Raw genomic sequence first — 20,680 nt, 5'->3', positions numbered from 1 at the left:
AATATGATTGATTATGATTCTAATATGAATATTAAGAACTTTACACAAAAATTTACTAATTAATTACATTTCGGCAATAAATGTATATTTGGGTGAGTTTTAAAAATAGTAAAAAACATATCACTTTTCATAAGTTGAGTTACAACAACGCTTGATATTCCATTTAGGCTATTGTCGTTTTTTATCGTGAACAATATTACCTTCCTCCCATAGATACCGTCTAAATATACACACAACCAATTGAATTAATGGAATTTAAAATAATTTAATGCTCTAAGCTTAATCTGTCTTATTGTTTTTTAAAACTTAACTCTCAAATGATATTTATCAAAAAACACACAATGTGATCGCGCTTATTAATTCAATATAGATGAATGTACCCCCTATAATTAATGACATTTTTATAACAAGACGTGTTATTTTACCGTTACAGAAAATGACCTATATTGATTTAATGTAAGTGTAACAGTAAACTCAGCGACAAATTTAACGCTAAAAAGAACAATCAACGATCGCGGTTTTCACACACCACCCTCGTTTATGATACGACAAAAATAAACACGCCCTAGGGCTTAGCTAACCAAAAAGACAGAAATATAATGACAGTGAAAAAAAGTAAAACCTTAACTCAATTCGTTTCAGCTTTGTTCTTGTTGATAGGTTATGTAATACCCATTAGTGCTTCGCAAAATCAACCCAACGTGGTTGTTTTTTTAGTTGACGATTTGCGAGCTGATTTAGGCACATATGGCAGTCCGCATGTCAAAAGCCCGAATATTGATAAGTTAGCGAGTCAAGGGGTTAAGTTTACCCAAGCTTATGCCCAACAAGCGATCTGTGGCCCCTCGCGTGTAAGCATAATGACAGGCTTGCGACCCGAAACTACCGGCTTGTATACGATTAACCGCGCCGGAAGATTAAGACCCAATCAACCTAACGTTGTTTCAATGCCTCAGTTATTTAAACAAAATGGATACAAGACGATCAGTATCGGCAAGGTTTATCACAGCGTATCAGATGATCAAGAAAACTGGACAACGCATATTAAAAAACTCGATAATTTTTATGCGATTCCAGGTAATAAAGAAAAGAAATTTGCCTATGAAGAGGGTGACGTAAGTGACGATTTTTATAAAGATGGCAAAGTCGCAAACGATGCGGTGAATACATTAAAAACACTCAAAAACGACAAATTTTTAATGATGGTCGGTTTTAGTAAACCCCACTTGCCTTTTAATGCACCCAAAAAATATTGGGACTTATATAACCGATCGCAGTTTACCGTACCCAGCCGTGATAAACCCGACAACATGTATCGGTTAGCACTCACAAAATGGAATGAGCTTAGAATGTATGGGGGAATTCCTAAAGAAGGCGACACAAATGACGAATTAACAAGAACCCTAATTCACGCTTATTACGCTTCGGTTAGTTACATGGACGCCCAAGTGGGTAAAGTAATGCAAGCATTAGATGAATTAGAGTTGCGTGAAAATACATTGATCGTATTCATGAGCGACCACGGTTATAAACTAGGTGAATATGGGGCTTGGAACAAACACACCAATATGGAATTAGATACGCGAGTTCCGCTTATTATTAGCCGTGAATTAAGCCATAAAAAACGGTTGGCCGGTGTAACGTCAACGGCGTTAGTTGAAAACGTAGATGTGTTTCCATCCATTGCTGAAGCAGCCGGTTTACCTTTACCTAAAGTAGATGGTAAAAGCTTACTCACCTTGCTAGACAACCCCATTTTACCTTGGGATAACGCGGCTTATAGTTTATTTGCACGAGGTAAAAAATTAATGGGCGTAACGGTAACCGATGGCAAATGGCGGTATACCGAATGGCGAGATGCCAATACACAAACAGTGAAATTTAAAGAGTTGTATTTTCACCAGTTAAGCCCGGTTGCACAAGCAAACGTGGCTGATAAAGCCGAGCATAAAACAACGCAAGCACGCATGACCGCTTTGTTGCATAAACAATATCCATTAAATGCACCGTCTTTTCATAACAAACCTAAACTAAAGAGTAATGCCGCCGCCCTGTAAGCGTTGTTATTATTGCTTAAACGACAAGTGATGATACTCCAATTTTTTAACCAAAGCGGTTATTAACGGTATAAACCAATAACCGCGAGTTGAACTCTAAATGCATAAAGTCATACAGGTTTATTTAATTTTGATAGCCCTTTTTATCATGGGCTGCGCATCTTCAGATCAAGGTGCTAGAAAAGCTTATTGGCAACATAAGGTAAAAACTGATATCCCACTAAATATAGTCTTCTCGCTCAGGTTTTATGGTTCATTGTCAGCGCTTACTCGCCCCAATCACATATTAGAGCATATGCTCATGGGGTCTCGAAGCTTGACTGCTTCCCCTAAAACCCGATCGCTTTGACTATAGCCATAAAATCGATGTTTTAAATTGGGCTAAATCACTAAATTTAAAACATCGAATATCAGCCGAGTGGCAAATACCTCAAACAATAATAATTGAAGCGGAAACGCTCAATGACCCAACCCTAATTTGTCCTAATACCGTGCTTAAGATAATCGTTAACCTATCAACACATGATAAAGTCAACAGCGTATCAATATCAGATAAAAGGCAATGCGGTTAGTCGTGTATAAAACTTAACGAGAACATAATGACTAATAAAAAGCTTAATACCTCAATTAAAATCACCGTATTAACGTTAACGGGTATCACAGCCTGTACACAATCACCCGTCACTAAACCCAATTTGACACAACACAGCGAGCCGAATAAAGCATACGCAATTAAAAGCAAAACCAATAAAAAGCGTTTAGGCACAGATTGCGATCCACTTGATGTGCAAACCGATCTGTTAAAACCCGTTAATCACGGTAAATTAGACGATCGCAGTTGCAAGCACCACTACACTGAAACAACCTTAGGTCATAGCACGGTCATTTGGGGTCAATATGAAATATCAGAAAACTCATCAACAGATGCCAAAAACAGCACCCGAATGGAACGTAAATTTGCACCAAGGTTAAAGCCTAATCAGGGCCATTTTCATCAATTTAACGGCACCTTTAAAATTGCCAATGTCGATAATAAAAAAGGCACTTATTTTATACAAGCTAAAGGCAAACACATAGGTTCTAAAGGTGATCCGGCATTGGCTTTAATTTTAGCGAAAAAGAAGATCGTTAAAGGCGAATTATTTTTTGATATTTACAGTGAGCAAATCACCAAACGCGGAGGCCGTTTTTCAAATAATGGCCGTGAATTAGTTTTTATAGCGCAAGTAAAACAGCATGAAGCCTTTACCGTTGAAATGAAAACCGGATTTACTTATCAGCATAATCAAATAGAGACGCATTATGTCGATGTGAAAATAAACGACAAAACACATCACTTTTTAGTGCCTTCGCCTAAAGAAGCACTCGAAACGGGTATTCGCTACGGTGCCTATGTTGTTGAATCAGGCAACGCGCAAGTTTTTGTTGCAAACACTCAGTTTATAAGTGGTTAACAACCCTTTAGCTACCCATATCAATTTCAAATAAAATTGATCATTACAGAAGGATATAAAATGAAGTTTTATCTCACATTACCTGTCGTGTTACTCACCAGTTGTGTTTCAATCAATTACGACCCGTTTTCTGATACCCGAATAACTCAAACGACTATATGCCAATCAAGCTTAAAAACCTTGGTTGAAAATAATGCTTTTTTAGAGACCAAATCGCTTGTTGACCGTGAATGTAACAACATCGTTGTGAAAGGTTGGGTTAAGGGCAAAATTAACAATGCATTTGATCGACGCTGCAAAGCCTCTTTTCAATATTTACAAAAAAGACCCGCTTTGCAAAAAGTCGCTAAAGCCTTTATTCAAAACGAATGTTATGCAGAAAAACCAAACAAATTCTATTGGACATCAAATACAAACCAATAATAACACTTAACAGCCATGCCACTTGAATCACCTTGCCGTTTATTAAGATTAAGGCGGCAAAATGATTAAATTACCAAGTAACTTAAAGTTGCAGGCTCCAGCGGCAATTTATTAGATAAATCAATATTACGTTTTTTCGCGCTTAAATTTTTTACACATACCTTTATATTTATGCTTTTATAGGATTTATTTCATGAAAGAACTCATGAAAAATACTCGGGTAAATAAATCAAAGAATGGTGAAACAGATAATGCAAAGTAAAAAGGACGTTATGCAAATTGAATATAAAATAAATGAGCCGATTGATGTGCAATCGTTTTATGATTTACTCATTAACTCAACCTTAGGTGAACGACGCCCCATTAATGACTTAGCCTGTTTGCAAGGCATGTTAAGCAATAGTAATTTAATCGTGAGTGCATGGGACGCTGAAAAATTAGTGGGTTTAGCGCGCTCAATAACCGATTTTCATTATGCCTGTTACTTATCAGATTTAGCCGTTGATCAAGCTTATCAACACCAAGGAATAGGCAAACAATTGCAAAATTTAACACAAGCACAATTAAACCATAGGTGTAAGCTCATTTTAATTTCGGCACCCGCCGCCAATGAATACTACGAAAAAATAGGCTTCACCCATAACCCAAGATGCTGGGTGCTTGAACGCACAACCACTCTTTAAGCCTTAACGTCTCTTGGCAGCATTGTGTAAAAGACAAGCGACACCTAATGGCTAAACGTCACTCAAGTAAAAGTGAAATTTAGCCATTAGACCTAGGGCGTGTTTATCATTTATTTAATGCCATAAAAAACAATCAAGAGAATAGCAAACGCTCAACATTACAAAAAGCGTATTGTTGACAATATACAAAACAGTAACTAATATAAACATCAAGCGAAGTTTTAGGTTTTCGCTCTATTATTGCTTTCGAGTCAAATTCCCCACCGGACGGAGAAATAAAGGTAAAGGGTTACAAACTGGCCTTTATATTAATAACGCGTCTCAACCCAAAAATGACAAAAATATAATCATCAGTGTCAATATTGTCTTTTGTTGACATTTATTATACTAATCGTCGTTAATAAGTGATCTAGATTAGCATCGGATATATAGTCTTCTCGCTCAGGTTTTATGGTTCATTGTCAGCGCTTACTCGCCCCAATCACATAGTAGAGCATATGCTCATGGGGTCTCGAAGCTTGACGGCTTCCCCTAAAACCCGATCGCTTTGACTATAACTTGAGTTATTTACCCCAATAAGGTGAGCAGCTATTAACAACGATTAGTATTACAGACATCACAACGGTTACTAAGTCCGTTTCAGCCATTAACTAAGAGTGTCTTATCAATGAATAAAATTAAATTGAGTGTTTTATCCAGTTTACTCATTATGGGGTTTGGTGCTTCAGCGCAATCAACAATATCGGTCAACCTAAATGTTAAACACGATGTGGGGGGTATTGATACCTTTGACCGCAGTAAATATATCACTTTACATGCAAGCCTAACCGAAAATGATTGGAATGGTGAAGAAGATAAATTAGATTATATTTTACGTGATCTCGATGTTTACCTAGGGCGAGATAACGGCTCGATGCCTTGGAATGCTCAACAAGTGAATGAAGATCCGAGTCGCCCTGGCTACGCCGACCCTGCTCACATGGCTACTTTAGGCCAATACAGTCGCGAAACTGTTTATGGAAAAAATAAAGCCGATCGCCATCAATATGAAGACAAAGTCGATTTAATGATTGGCGGCCAGCTTAATCAATTTTGGCTAGGTAACCACAACGGTAAAGGTGATTGGCAATTTGGCAACACCGATGCCATTGGCGAATATATGGGCCGATTTTTAAACGAATATTATCGTGATGATAACCAAACAGCCGTTGCCGGACACAAACGCCCTAAATATTTAGAAATATTAAATGAGCCACTCTATGAATTAGTCGATGTGCATGGCGGCGATCCAATTGACACATTCAAATATCATAATGAAGTCGCAACCGCGATCCGTAAAGTTAATAATGACGTTTTAATTGGTGGTTATACCACTGCATTTCCCTGGTTTGACGAGCGCAGTTTTAAACGTTGGGATGAACGTATGAAATTATTCATCGACACCAGCGGTGAGCATATGGATTATTTTTCAATTCATTTATACGACTTCAATTACTTAGGTCGCAGCAAAGGGATTGAAACGTTTAAAGGAGGCCGTATTGAAGCAACCTTAGATATTATGGAGCAATACAGCCAAATAAAACTAGGCGAAGTAAAACCCTTTTTAATTTCAGAATACGGCGGACGTGATCATTTATTAGAAGCAAAAGCGTGGGATGCATTAAACGATTGGCAAACAATGAAAGCATTTAGTCCAATGATGCTTCAGTTCATGGCCAAACCGGATTTGATGCTAAAAACGATCCCTTTCATGTTAACTAAAGCAGAATGGTCAGGTAATGAAGGTCGAGATTATGCTTGGCGATTAATGCGTCACAACGATGAAAAAGCAGGTGAAACAGGCGATCACTATGTATTTTCTGATCTCGTTAAATTTTATGAATTATGGGCTAATGTTAACGGTACACGTGTAGATACAATCTCAAGTGAAGCAGACCTGCTAGTTGATAGTTATGTCGATAAAAACAAAGTTTATGTGATCGTATCTAACCTAGACAGAGCAAGTCAGGTTGTTGATTTATCGCTGCTTAATGTTGATGACGCCATTTTCGAAAGTATTAATATCAAACATTTACATTTAGTGAATAATCAATCTGAATTAACCATCACTGAGCAAACAACTCAACCAACATCATTTACTGTTGATGCCGAAGGTACGGCCATATTTGAATACCGTTTTGATCGTGATATAACCGTTGACGAAACATCGAGTGAAACAAAACACTATGCCGCGACTTATTTACAAAAAATTAATGCCAACCAAGCTATTAATTTTGATATTGATGGCGTAAACAAACCTCAGTTTGGTGAAGCGGTATTACGGGTGGGAATAACACGCGCTCATGGTAAAAGCTTACAACCGACTGTGATGTTTAATAATACCGCGTTAATGGTTCCAACTGATTTTAGCGGCGATGAACAAGAAAAACGTGAACAATTTTTTAGCTTATTAGAAATACCGGTACCCCATAGCTTGCTACAAGCTGAAAACGATATTGCGATCACCTTCGCAGATGCCGACGGTCACATCACCAGCACCACACTCAGCGTGTTTAGCTTTAGTGCCGACATTCGCCCTGCTGCTGATATCGCAGTGACAGCAGTCAATGTTTCGCCGGCAAATAAAACCCTAGAGATTAACAACACCGTACAGCTGACAACGAGCGTATTACCCATTACGGCAACGAATACCGAAGTCGCTTACGTTTCAGATGCTCCGGCGGTTGCAACGGTATCGGCAACAGGTTTAATTTTAGCTAAATCAGCGGGTACGGCCAAAATAACCGTAACAACGACCGACGGTAGCTTTACAGCCAGTACTCAAATTACGGTTAATGCAGAAAAAGTTGAGGTGCCCGTTGAACAGCCCGATGACACGACAGATGATACACCGACTGCGGATTCAGGTTCAGGCGGTGGCACCCTATTTTGGTTGTTGCTTTCGCTTATATTATTACCGTTCAAACGATTACGCATAAAATAAATGGCTAAATCGTCCACCCAATTCAGGGGGTGAAAACAAAAATCCGGTGTTGTATACGCCGGATTTTTTTATTGTGTTATCTACCAAAAAGTAAAAAATATTATTTACCCTTTAATACTTGGTTAGCAAAAAACCTGCAACCTGGTTTAACCAGCCCACAAAAGACAAATTTAAACCTATATTGACTAATTGTGACTAAATTGTTAATGTCGATGTATACCCAAGTGACTTATCATGCTCGCGGTGATTAACCTGTGATCGCAAGGCCAATCGTAATTAACTATAGGTAGAGATAAACAATGAAGCACTACCCGTACAAAGCTCGATTAGTTAAAAATCCAATATGGCTATTCATTGTGATTGCCTGTTTTATTTTTAAGTTACCCGCCGCTTATGCGCTTGATATTGCGGTTCCTCGTCCGGGGAATCCAGAAACCAATCATAAAATAGCCATTTTAAAGCTGATGGCAAAACATGCTAAAAACCATAAAATCGAAATAATCCAAACAAAAGCGGGTAACCGACGACATCAGATAAGCTTAATGCAAGCCGGCGATCTCGATTTAATCTGGGCGCCTAAAAGTAAAGCATTAGAAGCGCAATTAAGACCAATCAAAATTCCGCTTTACCAAGGTTTATTAGGCACTACGGCGCTTATTATAAAACGGTCAGATTTACGTAAATTTGACTCTATAACCGGTATTCACCAACTAACCGAATTAAAAGCGGGTTTACAACGCGCATCCGTTACACGCCAGTTATTAGAACAACATTCGTTTAAAGTGGTTTCTACATTACGTGGGCATTTAGGCTATATGCTCGATGGCAGCCGTTTTGATTATTATCCGATTGCTGCATCAAGTGCTCAAAAAACAACAGACAACTGGATAAAAAAAGACAAGCTCGATTTAATTGTACATCCCGATATTCTGATCCAGCTGCCACTTAATGCCTATTTTTATGTGAATAAAAACAACGTGCAATTAGCCAATATAATAGAGCAAGCCTTACAAAGTGCGATCACATCTGGCGAGTTTGAAACCCTTGTTAAAAATAGTAAAGATTATCAGGCCGCCAAAGTATTTTTAAATAACAAAAATAATAAAACGTTTACCGTGGCAGGCAACTTGTAAGCACCTTAGTTAAAGCGAAACGATTCAAAAAATATTTTGATGTTATCAGTGTAAATAGAAATCTGAAAACATACTAATAGGTATCAATTAACGTGTTATTCATGCCCTCCGCTCATGTCAACATGACTGCCCGCCGAAGCGTAATCGGGTATGTTTAATTGCTTTGGATAACCTCGATACTTTTTGACACAAGCCTCATCAATTCCAAATTTTTTAGCGATCTCATCACAACAATAGATGGCGACCGCAATATCAATTAATGCAGGATCACGATAACCCACTTTTTTAGCAACGGTTTCAACTTGGCCTAAGGTATATTCACTTTTTCCGCCATAATCTTGCACTAATGTTCGAGGTATAATCGTCAAGAATTTCTTAATTTTTCTATTTCTGAAATAACGTTTAAGCATTTTAATCTTGGCTCTTTTAATGACTAATGAGTGGTTTACTCTATTATTTTACCATTTAATTTTATACTGCATTTTAATGTTATCACCTCTAATGGAACATCTCTGTAACCTCCGTATTTAAAGCGATGAACGCCATTTTCGGTAGAAAGGTAGTGATAACTTTTGCTGAGCGACGTAGTATATCGTATGGAGTAGTAGATCGTATGGGACAGGCACCGTTGAAACTTCAGGTATCGTATGGGGTATCGTATGGGACAGGCACCGTTGAAACTTAATGAAATACTGCTATTACACTATGCGAGACGCTAACTTTTTATAAATAGCATTTTTATCTCGCTTACCTACTGCTAAAACATAAATCACTATTTCATTATCTAAAACTTCGTAAGCTAATCTGTAACCGGCCGTACGTAATTTGATCTTATAAACTGAGTCATATCCTTTCAACTTAGCTGATGGTACGTGCGGATTGACAAGCCTCTCCGCAAGCTTATTTTTAAATTGCTTTTTCAATGGCTCTGCTAATTTATCCCATTCTTTTTTAGCTTCTGGAAGAAATTTTAATTTATAGGTCATCTAAATTTACTTCGATAGCTTTAGATAAATCACCACGACGCTCGTCCACAACTTTCGCCAACTCATAGTCATCAACTACATCCATTAACCATTCATAGGTTTCTGCTGGTACTAAATAAGCGGTAGGCTTATTATGGTTTAAGATCGCAATAGCTGAACCATCAGCCTCATTTAATAAAGCCGTCGGATTCTTTTTAAGTTCAGAAATGCTTGCTGAACAATCAGCTAAAACTTGTCTCATAATAACCACCAATTAAGTATTAAATTAAGGTCTTATTTTAGAGCCAATTAAAACATTTAGCCAGAACTTAATTTCATATCGTGTGGGACCATATCGTGTGGCATATCGTGTGGCATATCGTGTGGGGCATATCGTGTGGGACAGGCATCATTGAAACTTATAACTGAATAGTTAAAACCTAATATAATCATTGGTTTATCGTTGCTTATACTGAACCACTCTTCAGCACTTCATTTATTAAAATATATAACAGCCTTAAAATTATTCACAACCTAAAACTTATGTATAACACTCATCGGCAAATATATTAGCAAGCTCAAAAAAAACCTTGGCAAATGCCAAGGTTTTATCGTTGTTTAATTTATTCTCGTTTCGAGGTTTAGTTCCAGCGGTTATTAGGGCATGCACTCATACCGTAATAATTACAAACTTTATTTGATGTCGTCGTGCTATCGATTTTTTCGTGATGCGGATTCGGGAAGTTAACCATGTTGTAATCATGCACGATCACTTCAAAATTGTATTCTTCACCTTGTACATTTTTGTCTATTATCGCACCTAATGATGGACCTAAGTATATTTGCCCCGGCTTAGCCCATTGTGATGTGGTGGGTAAACATACATTGCTACAACTTGGATTCATTAAATCAAAGTAATCTAACTGATCTTGCTTAACGTGCGCGTTTGTCCCGTAAGTCGCGGTTACGTTGTATACATCTGATTTTTCAAATGTACCCGGTTTAAGATGGTGTGTTCTGTATACTTCATCTAAACAACGTGGAATATCATTGATTCTTGATGCCCAACGTGTTCCGCCGTTACCTCGAGCATAAGGCGTTGCGGCACACCCAGTACCAATTTCAGCTTCAACAGCGGCCTTCCAACTATTACGCGTGTGTGTTTCATTTGTTGGGCTAAATAATTCAACAAAGCCTTTATCCACTCTAACTGCAAAACCACAACCGTTAGATTGCACACCATTTACTTCCACTGAGCCGTTTTCCATAAAGTGCGGACCAAACATCACAGCAGCTAAGCCATTAGTACAACTGATGTTTTCGGCATAAATATCGCGAATACCACCTTGTTGTAACTCTTTCATAATAAGCGTGTCGGTTTCCATGCGTAAGGTAATGCCCCCCTCACCTTTTAAATCACGGAATAAAATATTATCTCCGCCATATGTTTGAATAACACCATAGCCAAATAATGCATTACGTTGGTCTATTTTTTCGATAATGCCATTGTGTGGCCAGTATAAGTTATTGCCTCTTTGGATTGCATTAACCAGTAGTGAAGCGAAAATTGTTTTGTTATCTTCAATTTTGAAATTTGAGATTTTAAAGTTATCAACATCGCCTAAGTTAAATACAGCTAAATTAACATCATTTGATTGACGAAAATCAACCGTAAAGCCATTGTTTCGTCCGGTTAAACTAAAGTTTTCGACCTTAGTTGATCCCGTACCCACTTCAAAAATTCGATGATTGCGACCGTCACCATTCCAAGTCGGAAAAATAGTCGCGCCAGAAGCGATTTCAATATGAACATTTGAGCGCATTTGTACATTTAATAAGTAGTATTTACCTGATGGGATAAATAATTTGCCGCCTTTAGGTTTAGCACTGATTTCATCAATGGCTTGTTGCAGTAAAGCACTGTCGTCATTATTGTCGTTATTATTCACACCATAGTGATTAACTAAATTGTATGACACACTGTATTGAGTCGGTTCTGTGTAAAACTGACTGTCGACAATAGGCGTTGGTCCATTACTTGCTCCACCATTTACCGGCACACCACTTATATTGAGTTCGTTTAAACCCACCTCATTATCTTTACTGGCTTGGAATAAAACACGCATTCTATTAGTGTTGTAATTTTGCGGAATTGGAAACGCGGGGTCTGTACTTGTAGTGTTATGTGCTTGCCAATTGTTTATGTCTTGCCACTCACCTGATCTCCAACCTTGCACTTTCCAACGAGAGACTGAATATGGGTATTGATTATCTTCTAAAAAATTAACATCAAAGTTTTTGTACTGAGCACCAAAGTTAAATTCTAACCAAACATCTGAAGTATTACCGCGAGCTTTTGCGCGAGCCTCATTATTTAAGTTACCGTCAAACGCTTTTGCATAATTAACCGACCACGTATCACTTTTAGCACTAAACGTATTCGCGTTTGCCAAATCTACAGCATGTGCTGAAGTGCTGATTAACGCGTAACCTACAATTGAGTAGAAAGAGGTTAAAGCATATTTTTTTAATTTATCTGGCTGAAATAAAACAGATTTATTTAAACGTTGTTCTTGCATTATGTGCCCTTAAATTATTGAGTGTTATTAATTATGAGTCGTAATTAAAATGCAAATTAGTAAGTTTTATAGCCAAAGCTTTCAACGCTACGCTTAAAGGTTGGTGAAAAAGTTGTACAACAACCTTTATCAAATTTGCAAAACTAATGTATACGATCATTAACAACTGATCAACATTTAAGTAATATAAAATCAAAGATAGGATGTTTATTTATTTTATAAAAATCTCTCGTTCGCATTTAATTTAGCGGCTTTATAGTAATTAGAAAAGCAGAAAAAAGGGCTTTCAATAAACGTAGTGAAAATGACAAGTAAATAAGAAAATTGTGAGAGACATATACAAAGTGGCCATATATGTCTCAGATGCTCGATATAAAAAGCAAGGGATAAACGATCCCTCGCGATGAGTTTAATCCTTACACGTTATCTTTGTTAAGATTTGAGTATTCGAACTTGGATCGTACGGTTGATTTTCAAGTTGCCATTTTTGAGTTGCGCCATTATAGACAGCGTAATAACCAAACGGCAGCGTTTCTATTGTTAACGTACCTGAGCCAACAACAGGTGAAGCGCCTTTATCTGCACAATAATGAACAAAACCCGGGGCCATCGTGTTTACACTAACAACAGCGACGGGAACGTCAATACCGTAAAAATTAATGGTTGGATTTACATATACTGTTTCGATTGAGTCAGGGGTATAACAATGAATTGTTTTCATCAGTACAGCTTGACCAGGCGTATACTGAGCTGTCCATGTTTTATTTTGATCGTAGTTATATGTAGCGTAATGCGTATTGTTTACAAACTCGACTTCACCGCCATTGTGATATTCATAACCTTTAGATTGACAAAAGCCATCTTCAAATGACGCATGAACACGTAAATTTGCGCCCGATGTTGTTGTTGCTTTAGGCTCAAAAAACGTTTGTTCTGCAGAGTACGCGCTTGATGCAAATAAAGCGGCGGCAATGGTTAAAGCCGTCGATAACTTTTTCATAGATTTCCCCAAATTGTTATATTTAAATTATTTATTTAATCGTTATGTTGTGGCTAATAAATAACCACAATCAAAACTTACTATCCCCTTAATTAAATGTCAATATTGTTAACAGTTTATTGTTGATTTTATTTTAAGTGGCAAATTGACTCTACTATGAAGACATCATACGTACGCAGTGCGCCGAGCTAAATTGATAAAAGGTTGGTGGTTAAAGGCCTCTATTTGGTAGAAATCGTGCGGGAAATCGAGAGAAATCGTGCGGGACAGTCTTTGTTAATATTTTGACCCGTTTAATTAAAAAAAAGCAACGAAGGGGTCTCAAAAGAGGTCAACTCTTGCGTCGTGCACGCTAATGGACAGAAATGAGCGAAGTCGAATGGCCGGAAATGGCTAAGAGAAGCTTTCCTCACCTGCATACGCTTAATGTCTGCTATCAATAAACGTAGTGTTTCAAACCATACCTATAGTCCCTTCAAGCTACAAACACCGGCTTAAAACTGTTGGCTAAAATTAACGATGTAGGAGCAAAACCCCACTGCTTTTGGCCTGTTAAATTACTTGCTATATGCTCAAGTTACCGTTTAACTTTTTGCAAACAGTTTATGAAACAACGCTTCAGATTTTTTGAGTCCCTCATCGGTTAACACAACAGATTTAGCTTTACCAACGGGATCACAAATTAATCCTTTTTCATGTAACCGATTAGTCACTTCCCAATCAATTTGTTTCCATGCTCGAAAGTGATCATGCAATGTAAGGTACATTAAAGCTAAGGCGGCTTCATCTATTTTATCTTCATCAATGTCCATGATTAACTCCAAAACCCGAAGAACAACGAGCTTGTAAAATGACTCGTTTTATTGTTGTTTTTAATTGCGTTAAACAGTATCTGAGTTTGTCAGCTGCTTCAATCTTATTTACACGCTTTTTTGAGGGTATTTATGCTGATTAACAACTTCAGATGAGTCTGTTGCAAATGAGTGTATTTGGGTGGCTGTTATGATGGGTTTTATCGTAAATAGATAATCGTGTGGTACAGACTGCGTTTGCACTTTATATACAAAAAAATAACGAAGTAAAGATTCAAGACGTCACACAGTTTCTTATCCGTTCTTAACTTGGAAGACTTAAAGTTAAATAAAATCATTAGTTTATTAGTGCCTGTCCTGCATGAATGTCCTGCATGAATGCGGCATGAATGACCTTTGCTAATAGAGTCCTTGAAACCTTTTTACGCTAAGATATACCCAGAAAGAGATTTAGGAGTAGCATTATTCAATTTCTAAGTAATAAAATCATATCTCAGTGCATATTCTGTTGCTGATAGTGTGAAGCAGTTCATACCATTTGAAAGCGTTCGATAATCGCTTTATTTTTTTTTGCTAATGCTCCAGGCATAACAGGGGGAATACGCATTTGATCTGTCTCATAATTACTCTTGCTAAATTCACTAGCAAACTGCGCGGCTAGTTCGTGTTTACGACTCTGTTGTGAGAGATCAGCAATATTGATAATATCAATGGCTGGGTCAAACCGATGAAAACCATCGTAACTAAAATTTTTATCTACATGTAAATCGCTTAGCCTAATAAATTCGTGCATCAATGCGCGACTAAGGGTATTTAATGAGAGATCTTCAGTTAGTAAGCAGACTATTTTTCCAGCAATTTCAGGTAAGTTACTTTTAGGGTTTTGATGTATTTTAATATCCACAAGCCACAATCCATTACGACGTTGTTCAAGTTCAATTAATGAAAGCTGACAGTGGTCGTAAGTAATACAATTAAGCACATTGATGACTTGTTTCTCAGCAGAAAGACTATTATGTGAATGATTATAAAAGCTTTGTTTATTATAAAACTCAGCCATTAAAGGAAGGTCTATATGAGGATTAAAAGGCGTGGTGATACAGTTATTTACACGCAACTTAAGTAATTCTCGAACTTCATGCTCGCGTGATTTTTTTATAGCTAAAAATATGCTTTGAATAATTTCTGAGGTCGGTAATTCTGGCTCTACACGCCATTTACGCCCGAATAATAGTTTTAATTTTTCATCATACGCTTCGCTATTGACCTGTTTAGCGTAATTATCTGGCCCAACCACACCTATTTGTATGTATATGCAACCGGACTCTTGGGCAGCAAAAACAACATAACGTGGATCATAATCAATTGCACAGATAAGGTCTTCTACACTTTGTAATGTGTGATGGTAAGTTAAATAATGCTGTGGGATGCAATATTCACCATTACTAAGTTTCACCAATGGTGCTTTGGGCATTAGTTTTTCACCTAATCGTAACGGTACTGCTTTGTCCATTTTAGAATCCTCATTTATTTTATTAGAGAATACGAAAAGATTAACAAACTAGTTCACTAGCTCATTAAATAAATACTATTTCTGGTCGTTTAATCTGGACGGTTTTGACAAAATATACTGCCTAGCCTTTCTAGGACATCCATTAATAAAATCCTTCAGCACCTTGATTTTTTAGCCATATCAACCAAACTAAACTGTATATAAAAACACCTGTGTTAATACTCATGACAAAAGCACGTAAAAGCCAAATATCACTCGATGACACCGCTTATTATCATTGCGTTTCGCGCTGTGTGCGACGCGCTTTTTTATGTGGACAAGACAACACAACCGGTCAATGCTTTGAGCACCGCCGCGAGTGGTTAGTGACGCGTATTAAACAACTCGCTACTATTTTTGCGATTGATATCGCGGCTTATGCCATCATGAATAACCATTATCACTTAGTGTTAAGAGTCGACCGTAAAAAAGCTTTAGCGTGGTCAGATGATGAGGTGTTAAAACAATGGCATTTACTGTGTAAACCTATGCCCGTTGTGCAACGTTATTTAGATAACAACATCATCAGTGACGGTGATTTAATCATTGTAAAACAAGAAGCAGCCAAATTTAGAGCAAGGTTATACAACATTAGTTGGTTTATGCGTTACCTCAACGAATTCATCTCTCGCCAAGCTAACCGAGAAGATAATTGCACCGGACATTTTTGGGAAGGCCGTTTTAAAAGCCAAGCCTTATTAGACCAAACTGCCATACTGGCTTGCATGGCTTATGTTGATTTAAACCCTATACGCGCCAACATGGCCGATACACCTGAAACATCCGATTTCACCTCAATTCAAGAGCGCATTGGCGTGGCTAATCATTTAATCGAGCCTCAAGTTAATAATGCAAGAACGGATAATGACAAAGCAGCTAATGAAAACAGTGATAATGACAGTACGAATAATAACAAAGCAGTTTATGAAAACAGTGATAATGACAAAATGGTAAATAAGCAAACCATTGTTTCTTCGCTTGATAACATCAAACCCGCTAGTTTATTGCCCTTTGCTGGTAACTCACACATCAGCAATAACCCAACACATATTCCGTATGAATTAATTAACTACTTACAATTAGTCGATTGGACAGCCCGACAACTAAAACCCAACAAACGCGGAAAAATGAATGACAACACACCAGAGATTTTAAAACGACTGAACATCACAGTTGATAACTGGCTTGAATATTCAAGCCATATTGAAGACCAGTTTGGTTTTAGCCTAGGCGCAGAGCAAAGAATGCGCACCTATAGCCAACATGTAAACGTAAAACGCATAGCCAAACTCAAAGCTGCACAACGTTACTATGCAACCCCCGCCGCACTCACTTAGCTAATCTAAATATTTGCAGATCAAAACCAGCAAAATTCAAAACACCAGCAATGATGTAAACCGTCACGCCTAAAAAAGCTAATTTAATCAATCAAACGCAATTTACACGTATTGAACACCATCAAAATGAATAAATAACGCGATCAACTCACTCATTTATCAAACACGATGTAGTCAAAATCGGTTAAATTTATCTTTTCTTAGAGAGACTGTCCCAGACCCCTTTTATGTTTACTTGATGTACGCTACGACCACTTGCGCAATACCAACTACTACAAGTACACCTGTGAGAACGTTAAGTGCCAATGCTACTCTTCCAGACGACTTTGATGACTCATTAAAGCTGCTTTCTAGGCTAGAGATTCGATTGTTTAGTTGCTCTATTGCTGAATTGACCTTTCGAGTTGCACTTGTCTGTTTTTCTAAAGCAACCTGAACATCCTCTGTACTACGGACAATTATTGCAGCTTTTTGTTGCTCGTGAATCTGCGAACCAGGCTGAGCTGTTCCAGCCATATCTTCTAAAATCTCACTTTTAGTTTTATTTTGAACGTGGCTCATTGTGTCAGACTTCCTTGTAAACATAACGCCCTAATAACAGGCAAAAAATTGTTTGCTAAAATGTTGAGGAACGAAAACAGCAAACTATTTTTTGTCCTTGTTAATTAGCTTGTTATGCTGCATTTAACACCATAAATGATTTAACAAATAATGATAGTTCTTTATCTGCTTCAGTTTCTTTTTGTAATTCAGCTAAGGCCGCTTCTCTCAAAACCTGAGAGGATGTTCTAAAACATGCGTCAATTGAGCTTTTAATTTCCTGAATTCGTAACTGCCGCTTTTCAAGTAAATCAGGTCTATTAAGCTTCAAATCCGAAATAGTTATATCACCCCTTTCGCATCCATTTTTAGAGAATAAATAAGTACCATACGCGACCAAACTATTTTCAGGATCTTCACTGTATGGATTAATATATGGCGTATCTTCATAATAATTATCAGATTTTGCATTGTTACATTTTGGACAGGCATAACCTAAATTACTCCAATTAAACTCTAATTCAGGATACTTATCTTCGGCCTTGGGTTTGATATGCTCTACATGCGCAAAATCAATATGAGATATTTTACACTCACAATACATACACTTATCATGGCTTGCATTTTTAAGCGCCTCCTTATTCAGAGGGTGCTTATAATTGTTAGATGCCAATGCTGCTGGATGGGGGCACTCTGGTCTTGTTAATCTAATCACTGCTTGCTCTCCAACAATTTTTCAATAGCTTGAGGGAGCAACTTTTCAAGTCCAAGTTCTGCTAAATCTTCTCGCATCTGGGAAAAAACTTGCGGGTCTTCTGCGCCTGAAGAATACTTTTCATTTATGAAATCTAGCTTTTCTTCAACCCAAATAGGCATCGTAAACGATACACCTAATATCTCATCTAATACTTCGATTGCATTTTTAGCTTGATTATTAAGGTCAAGCTTATGAGATTCTACTTTTCCATTGGAATTATTTTTTAGTGCATAGACGGAAGAATCCTGAACTGAGCCTACAACTAAAGGGCTGTGAGTTGATACAACAAATCTAGCTTTTGGGAAAGCATTTACTAGATCGGGTAAGATTCTTCTTTGCATAATTGGGTGCAAATGATTTTCTACTTCATCAATTAAAACTGTAAAATCTGACTTTTCATTTGTTGAAAACATATAAATTTGCCAAGCAATATCTATTAGGGCACTTATTCCACCAGAAGCTGTTTCAAGAACGAACTCGTCATCTCCGTTGTTGCATACAAAAACAACCTCCATATTTCTAATTTCTATTTGCTCAAATCCAATGTTTTTAGGAAGTATTTTACGTAGAACTTCCTGAAATCCTTCAAAATTTTGAATTTGTTCATGATCTGAAGGCATTATTGCCTGATTCGCGTTATGAACCCCATAACCTTGAATGACCCAACCAATCAAAGTATTTTTCATAAAGAAGCTACTAGATTGACTTTGGTTGCCATTGTACCTTTGAATGTTACTGTTTGAGACTTCTTGAAAAGCGCTTTGTTTATTTTTCTTTGCTGTAGGAATGCTTCCGACTTGCTGGTACTTAAAAATAGAACGATGTGAAGGAATATAAAATGACTGAATTGCTTGCTGCTGTTGAATGGTTACATGATATTGTGCGGCATTGCCATTGTTAGCAATTAGCGGAGAGTTTATGTTATTAGAATAATAGAGGTTTCCTATCGAATTATTACTGCCTTTATCTTTACCTGAAAAGAATCTAGAAAAATATTTTATTATTCCTGTGCTAGATTCTGCTTTTGGGGTAGCTAAAGAGATACTATTCCAGCCACTATGTCTCGCTAAAATATTTAAAATTGTAGTTTTACCACTTCCATTTCCGCCCGTTAAAATGGTTACACGCTCATGGAAATCGATATCTATAGTTTGAAATTGTTGCCATTCATTTAGGCATATTTTTTTGAAGTACATGCTATTCCCTCTTCATGCAGCATAACGCCCTAATAATGGGCAAAAAATTGTTGGCTAAAATGTTGAGGAACGAAAACAGCCAACTGTTTTTTGTCCTTATTTATTAGCTTGTTATATGGCATTTGCACCACTCTAACTTCGCTTTGAATTTAATATATCATTGATTGCGTAGAATCCAATACGCCAATGAAAGAAATAAGAACCAATTCCCATGATGCCAGCCATGATGTAGAAAAACTTAATAGAATAATCATGTGACCAAGACATTAAGAAGAATAAAATTACAGTCGCAATTAACATTGCTACCACATAATAAAGCGGGTAAACGAAAAGATACTGTAGTAGCAGTTTGCGATTATTTCTCATGACATATAACGCCTCGTTAAGAGGCAAAAAATAGTTGGCTAAAATTAGCGACGAAGGAGCAAAAGCCAACTGTTTTTTGTCCTTTTAAACGACTTATAGTTGCTCCGTTCCATTAATTAATCAGTTTACCTAACTTATTAATAGGTGGAATATGCTTCTGTTGCTTACGAATATTTGAGCGAAAACATTCGATGCTTATAACAAGACTTTCGGAGCAACAGAAGTCACTTGTTTCAATACGCATACTCAGGGATTGCCGTCTATATCGACTATCTATAAGACCTGCGAGAAACAATACCACTGCCATATTCCATGGTTAACTTTACGCTTTGGAGGTCAAAAATGAAAGTTTTTAATCCTACTGATTTTGCCGCCCTTATCGCTATCGATTGGGCAGATCGTAAACACGACGTTTGTGAACTCGAACAGAAAAGCGACAAACCCATTTTTACCGTTATTTCCTCAAAACCAGAAGCTATTAATGCTTGGGCGAATACTTTAAAACAAAAATATAATGGTCAACCCGTTGCTGTCGCTTGTGAATTAAAAAAAGGCCCTTTAATTTATGCGCTCAGTAAATTTCAGCATATCGTATTGTTTACTATAAACCCCTCTACCGTAGCAAAATACCGAAAGGCATTTACACTCAGTGGGGCTAAAGACGATCCAACAGACGCGGCTATCCAATTAGAAATATTACAGCAGCATATGCCTAAATTGAGCGTCATTACACCCGATACCGAAAGTGTCAGGTCGCTTGCCCAACTGGTTGAATATCGTCGTAAACTCGTGCAAGACCGTGTAGATTTAACAAATAAAATCACCACAACGTTGAAGAATTAT

18 protein-coding genes are annotated in these 20,680 nt (G+C 37.4%); 8 read left to right on the top strand and 10 right to left on the bottom strand.

The genetic code is table 11. The annotated features are described in order from the left end of the window. Nucleotides 1-599 precede the first annotated feature (599 nt). From DPX34_RS16720 to DPX34_RS16695, 6 genes are all read left to right on the top strand, one after another. Nucleotides 600-2,057, top strand: a complete 1,458-nt coding sequence (locus DPX34_RS16720; protein WP_111979596.1) for a sulfatase — start codon at nt 600-602, stop codon at nt 2,055-2,057. Nucleotides 2,058-2,656: 599 nt separating this feature from the next. After that, the gene (locus DPX34_RS16715) at nt 2,657-3,511 is read left to right on the top strand and encodes a hypothetical protein (protein WP_111979595.1); all 855 of its coding nucleotides are present in this window, start codon (nt 2,657-2,659) and stop codon (nt 3,509-3,511) included. Between the two features lie 60 nt (nt 3,512-3,571). After that, nucleotides 3,572-3,934, top strand: coding sequence for a hypothetical protein (locus DPX34_RS16710; protein ID WP_111979594.1), 363 nt, complete (start codon nt 3,572-3,574; stop codon nt 3,932-3,934). 251 nt (nt 3,935-4,185) lie between these two features. Further along, nucleotides 4,186-4,617, top strand: coding sequence for a GNAT family N-acetyltransferase (locus DPX34_RS16705; RefSeq protein ID WP_232824778.1), 432 nt, complete (start codon nt 4,186-4,188; stop codon nt 4,615-4,617). A gap of 667 nt (nt 4,618-5,284) precedes the next feature. Then, nucleotides 5,285-7,600, top strand: coding sequence for an Ig-like domain-containing protein (locus tag DPX34_RS16700; protein WP_111979593.1), 2,316 nt, complete (start codon nt 5,285-5,287; stop codon nt 7,598-7,600). A 299-nt stretch (nt 7,601-7,899) separates the two neighbouring features. Continuing rightward, nucleotides 7,900-8,733 (top strand): transporter substrate-binding domain-containing protein, encoded by an 834-nt coding sequence (locus DPX34_RS16695; RefSeq protein ID WP_111979592.1) that lies wholly within the window; start codon nt 7,900-7,902, stop codon nt 8,731-8,733. A gap of 95 nt (nt 8,734-8,828) precedes the next feature. Here DPX34_RS16695 and DPX34_RS16690 read toward each other — a convergent pair whose 3' ends face one another. The 7 genes from DPX34_RS16690 to DPX34_RS16660 form a co-directional block, all read right to left on the bottom strand. Continuing rightward, nucleotides 8,829-9,143, bottom strand: coding sequence for a DUF6559 family protein (locus DPX34_RS16690; protein ID WP_332872833.1), 315 nt, complete (start codon nt 9,141-9,143; stop codon nt 8,829-8,831). Nucleotides 9,144-9,431: 288 nt separating this feature from the next. Next, complete coding sequence (locus tag DPX34_RS16685; RefSeq protein ID WP_111979590.1) at nt 9,432-9,719, bottom strand: type II toxin-antitoxin system RelE family toxin; 288 nt, start codon at nt 9,717-9,719, stop codon at nt 9,432-9,434. After that, nucleotides 9,709-9,960: a type II toxin-antitoxin system Phd/YefM family antitoxin gene (locus tag DPX34_RS16680; RefSeq protein WP_111979589.1), complete on the bottom strand. Its 252-nt coding sequence runs from the start codon at nt 9,958-9,960 to the stop codon at nt 9,709-9,711. Before DPX34_RS16680 ends, DPX34_RS16685 begins: the two co-directional genes overlap by 11 nt. A 379-nt stretch (nt 9,961-10,339) precedes the next feature. Next, nucleotides 10,340-12,277 carry a glycosyl hydrolase family 28-related protein gene (locus DPX34_RS16675; protein WP_111979588.1) on the bottom strand — a complete coding sequence of 646 codons (1,938 nt, stop codon included), beginning with the start codon at nt 12,275-12,277 and terminating at the stop codon, nt 10,340-10,342. Between the two features lie 409 nt (nt 12,278-12,686). Then, nucleotides 12,687-13,277 (bottom strand): hypothetical protein, encoded by a 591-nt coding sequence (locus tag DPX34_RS16670; RefSeq protein ID WP_111979587.1) that lies wholly within the window; start codon nt 13,275-13,277, stop codon nt 12,687-12,689. A 584-nt stretch (nt 13,278-13,861) separates the two neighbouring features. After that, nucleotides 13,862-14,089 (bottom strand): DUF6429 family protein, encoded by a 228-nt coding sequence (locus tag DPX34_RS16665; RefSeq protein ID WP_111979586.1) that lies wholly within the window; start codon nt 14,087-14,089, stop codon nt 13,862-13,864. A 529-nt stretch (nt 14,090-14,618) separates the two neighbouring features. Next, nucleotides 14,619-15,602 carry a hypothetical protein gene (locus tag DPX34_RS16660; RefSeq protein ID WP_111979585.1) on the bottom strand — a complete coding sequence of 328 codons (984 nt, stop codon included), beginning with the start codon at nt 15,600-15,602 and terminating at the stop codon, nt 14,619-14,621. A 224-nt stretch (nt 15,603-15,826) separates the two neighbouring features. On the opposite strand from DPX34_RS16660, the gene DPX34_RS16655 reads away from it, so the two are divergent. Beyond that, a complete protein-coding gene (locus DPX34_RS16655; protein ID WP_111979584.1) occupies nt 15,827-16,978 on the top strand; it encodes a transposase in 1,152 nt (383 codons plus the stop codon). Nucleotides 16,979-17,209: 231 nt separating this feature from the next. Here DPX34_RS16655 and DPX34_RS16650 read toward each other — a convergent pair whose 3' ends face one another. The 3 genes from DPX34_RS16650 to DPX34_RS16640 all read right to left on the bottom strand — a co-directional run bounded on the left by DPX34_RS16650 (nt 17,210) and on the right by DPX34_RS16640 (nt 19,471). Further along, entirely contained in the window at nt 17,210-17,539 is a 330-nt protein-coding gene (locus tag DPX34_RS16650) for a hypothetical protein (protein ID WP_111979583.1), read from the bottom strand. A gap of 112 nt (nt 17,540-17,651) precedes the next feature. Continuing rightward, nucleotides 17,652-18,233 (bottom strand): HNH endonuclease, encoded by a 582-nt coding sequence (locus DPX34_RS16645; protein ID WP_111979582.1) that lies wholly within the window; start codon nt 18,231-18,233, stop codon nt 17,652-17,654. Next, on the bottom strand, nt 18,230-19,471 hold the full coding sequence (locus tag DPX34_RS16640) for an AAA family ATPase (protein ID WP_111979581.1): 1,242 nt from the start codon (nt 19,469-19,471) through the stop codon (nt 18,230-18,232). Before DPX34_RS16640 ends, DPX34_RS16645 begins: the two co-directional genes overlap by 4 nt. Nucleotides 19,472-20,179: 708 nt before the next feature. On the opposite strand from DPX34_RS16640, the gene DPX34_RS16630 reads away from it, so the two are divergent. Next, on the top strand, nt 20,180-20,680 hold a 501-nt coding region (locus DPX34_RS16630; protein ID WP_157964591.1), incomplete at its 3' end, for an IS110 family transposase.

It is taken from the genome of Algibacillus agarilyticus, assembly GCF_003286125.1.
In the GTDB taxonomy this organism is placed as follows: domain Bacteria; phylum Pseudomonadota; class Gammaproteobacteria; order Enterobacterales; family Alteromonadaceae; genus Algibacillus; species Algibacillus agarilyticus.
The sequence above is the reverse complement of the archived record's forward strand: the minus strand, read 5'-3'. Positions and strand labels throughout refer to the sequence as shown.

Bases quoted from the DNA above. Each gene is read 5' to 3' on its own strand.
- DPX34_RS16660 (WP_111979585.1), bottom strand. From the start codon at position 15,602: ATGGACAAAGCAGTACCGTTACGATTAGGTGAAAAACTAATGCCCAAA.
- DPX34_RS16640 (WP_111979581.1), bottom strand. From the start codon at position 19,471: ATGTACTTCAAAAAAATATGCCTAAATGAATGGCAACAATTTCAAACT.
- DPX34_RS16715 (WP_111979595.1), top strand. From the start codon at position 2,657: ATGACTAATAAAAAGCTTAATACCTCAATTAAAATCACCGTATTAACG.
- DPX34_RS16700 (WP_111979593.1), top strand. From the start codon at position 5,285: ATGAATAAAATTAAATTGAGTGTTTTATCCAGTTTACTCATTATGGGG.
- DPX34_RS16685 (WP_111979590.1), bottom strand. From the start codon at position 9,719: ATGACCTATAAATTAAAATTTCTTCCAGAAGCTAAAAAAGAATGGGAT.
- DPX34_RS16690 (WP_332872833.1), bottom strand. From the start codon at position 9,143: ATGCTTAAACGTTATTTCAGAAATAGAAAAATTAAGAAATTCTTGACG.
- DPX34_RS16650 (WP_111979583.1), bottom strand. From the start codon at position 17,539: ATGAGCCACGTTCAAAATAAAACTAAAAGTGAGATTTTAGAAGATATG.
- DPX34_RS16680 (WP_111979589.1), bottom strand. From the start codon at position 9,960: ATGAGACAAGTTTTAGCTGATTGTTCAGCAAGCATTTCTGAACTTAAA.
- DPX34_RS16720 (WP_111979596.1), top strand. From the start codon at position 600: ATGACAGTGAAAAAAAGTAAAACCTTAACTCAATTCGTTTCAGCTTTG.
- DPX34_RS16710 (WP_111979594.1), top strand. From the start codon at position 3,572: ATGAAGTTTTATCTCACATTACCTGTCGTGTTACTCACCAGTTGTGTT.
- DPX34_RS16655 (WP_111979584.1), top strand. From the start codon at position 15,827: ATGACAAAAGCACGTAAAAGCCAAATATCACTCGATGACACCGCTTAT.
- DPX34_RS16705 (WP_232824778.1), top strand. From the start codon at position 4,186: ATGCAAAGTAAAAAGGACGTTATGCAAATTGAATATAAAATAAATGAG.
- DPX34_RS16665 (WP_111979586.1), bottom strand. From the start codon at position 14,089: ATGGACATTGATGAAGATAAAATAGATGAAGCCGCCTTAGCTTTAATG.
- DPX34_RS16675 (WP_111979588.1), bottom strand. From the start codon at position 12,277: ATGCAAGAACAACGTTTAAATAAATCTGTTTTATTTCAGCCAGATAAA.
- DPX34_RS16695 (WP_111979592.1), top strand. From the start codon at position 7,900: ATGAAGCACTACCCGTACAAAGCTCGATTAGTTAAAAATCCAATATGG.
- DPX34_RS16670 (WP_111979587.1), bottom strand. From the start codon at position 13,277: ATGAAAAAGTTATCGACGGCTTTAACCATTGCCGCCGCTTTATTTGCA.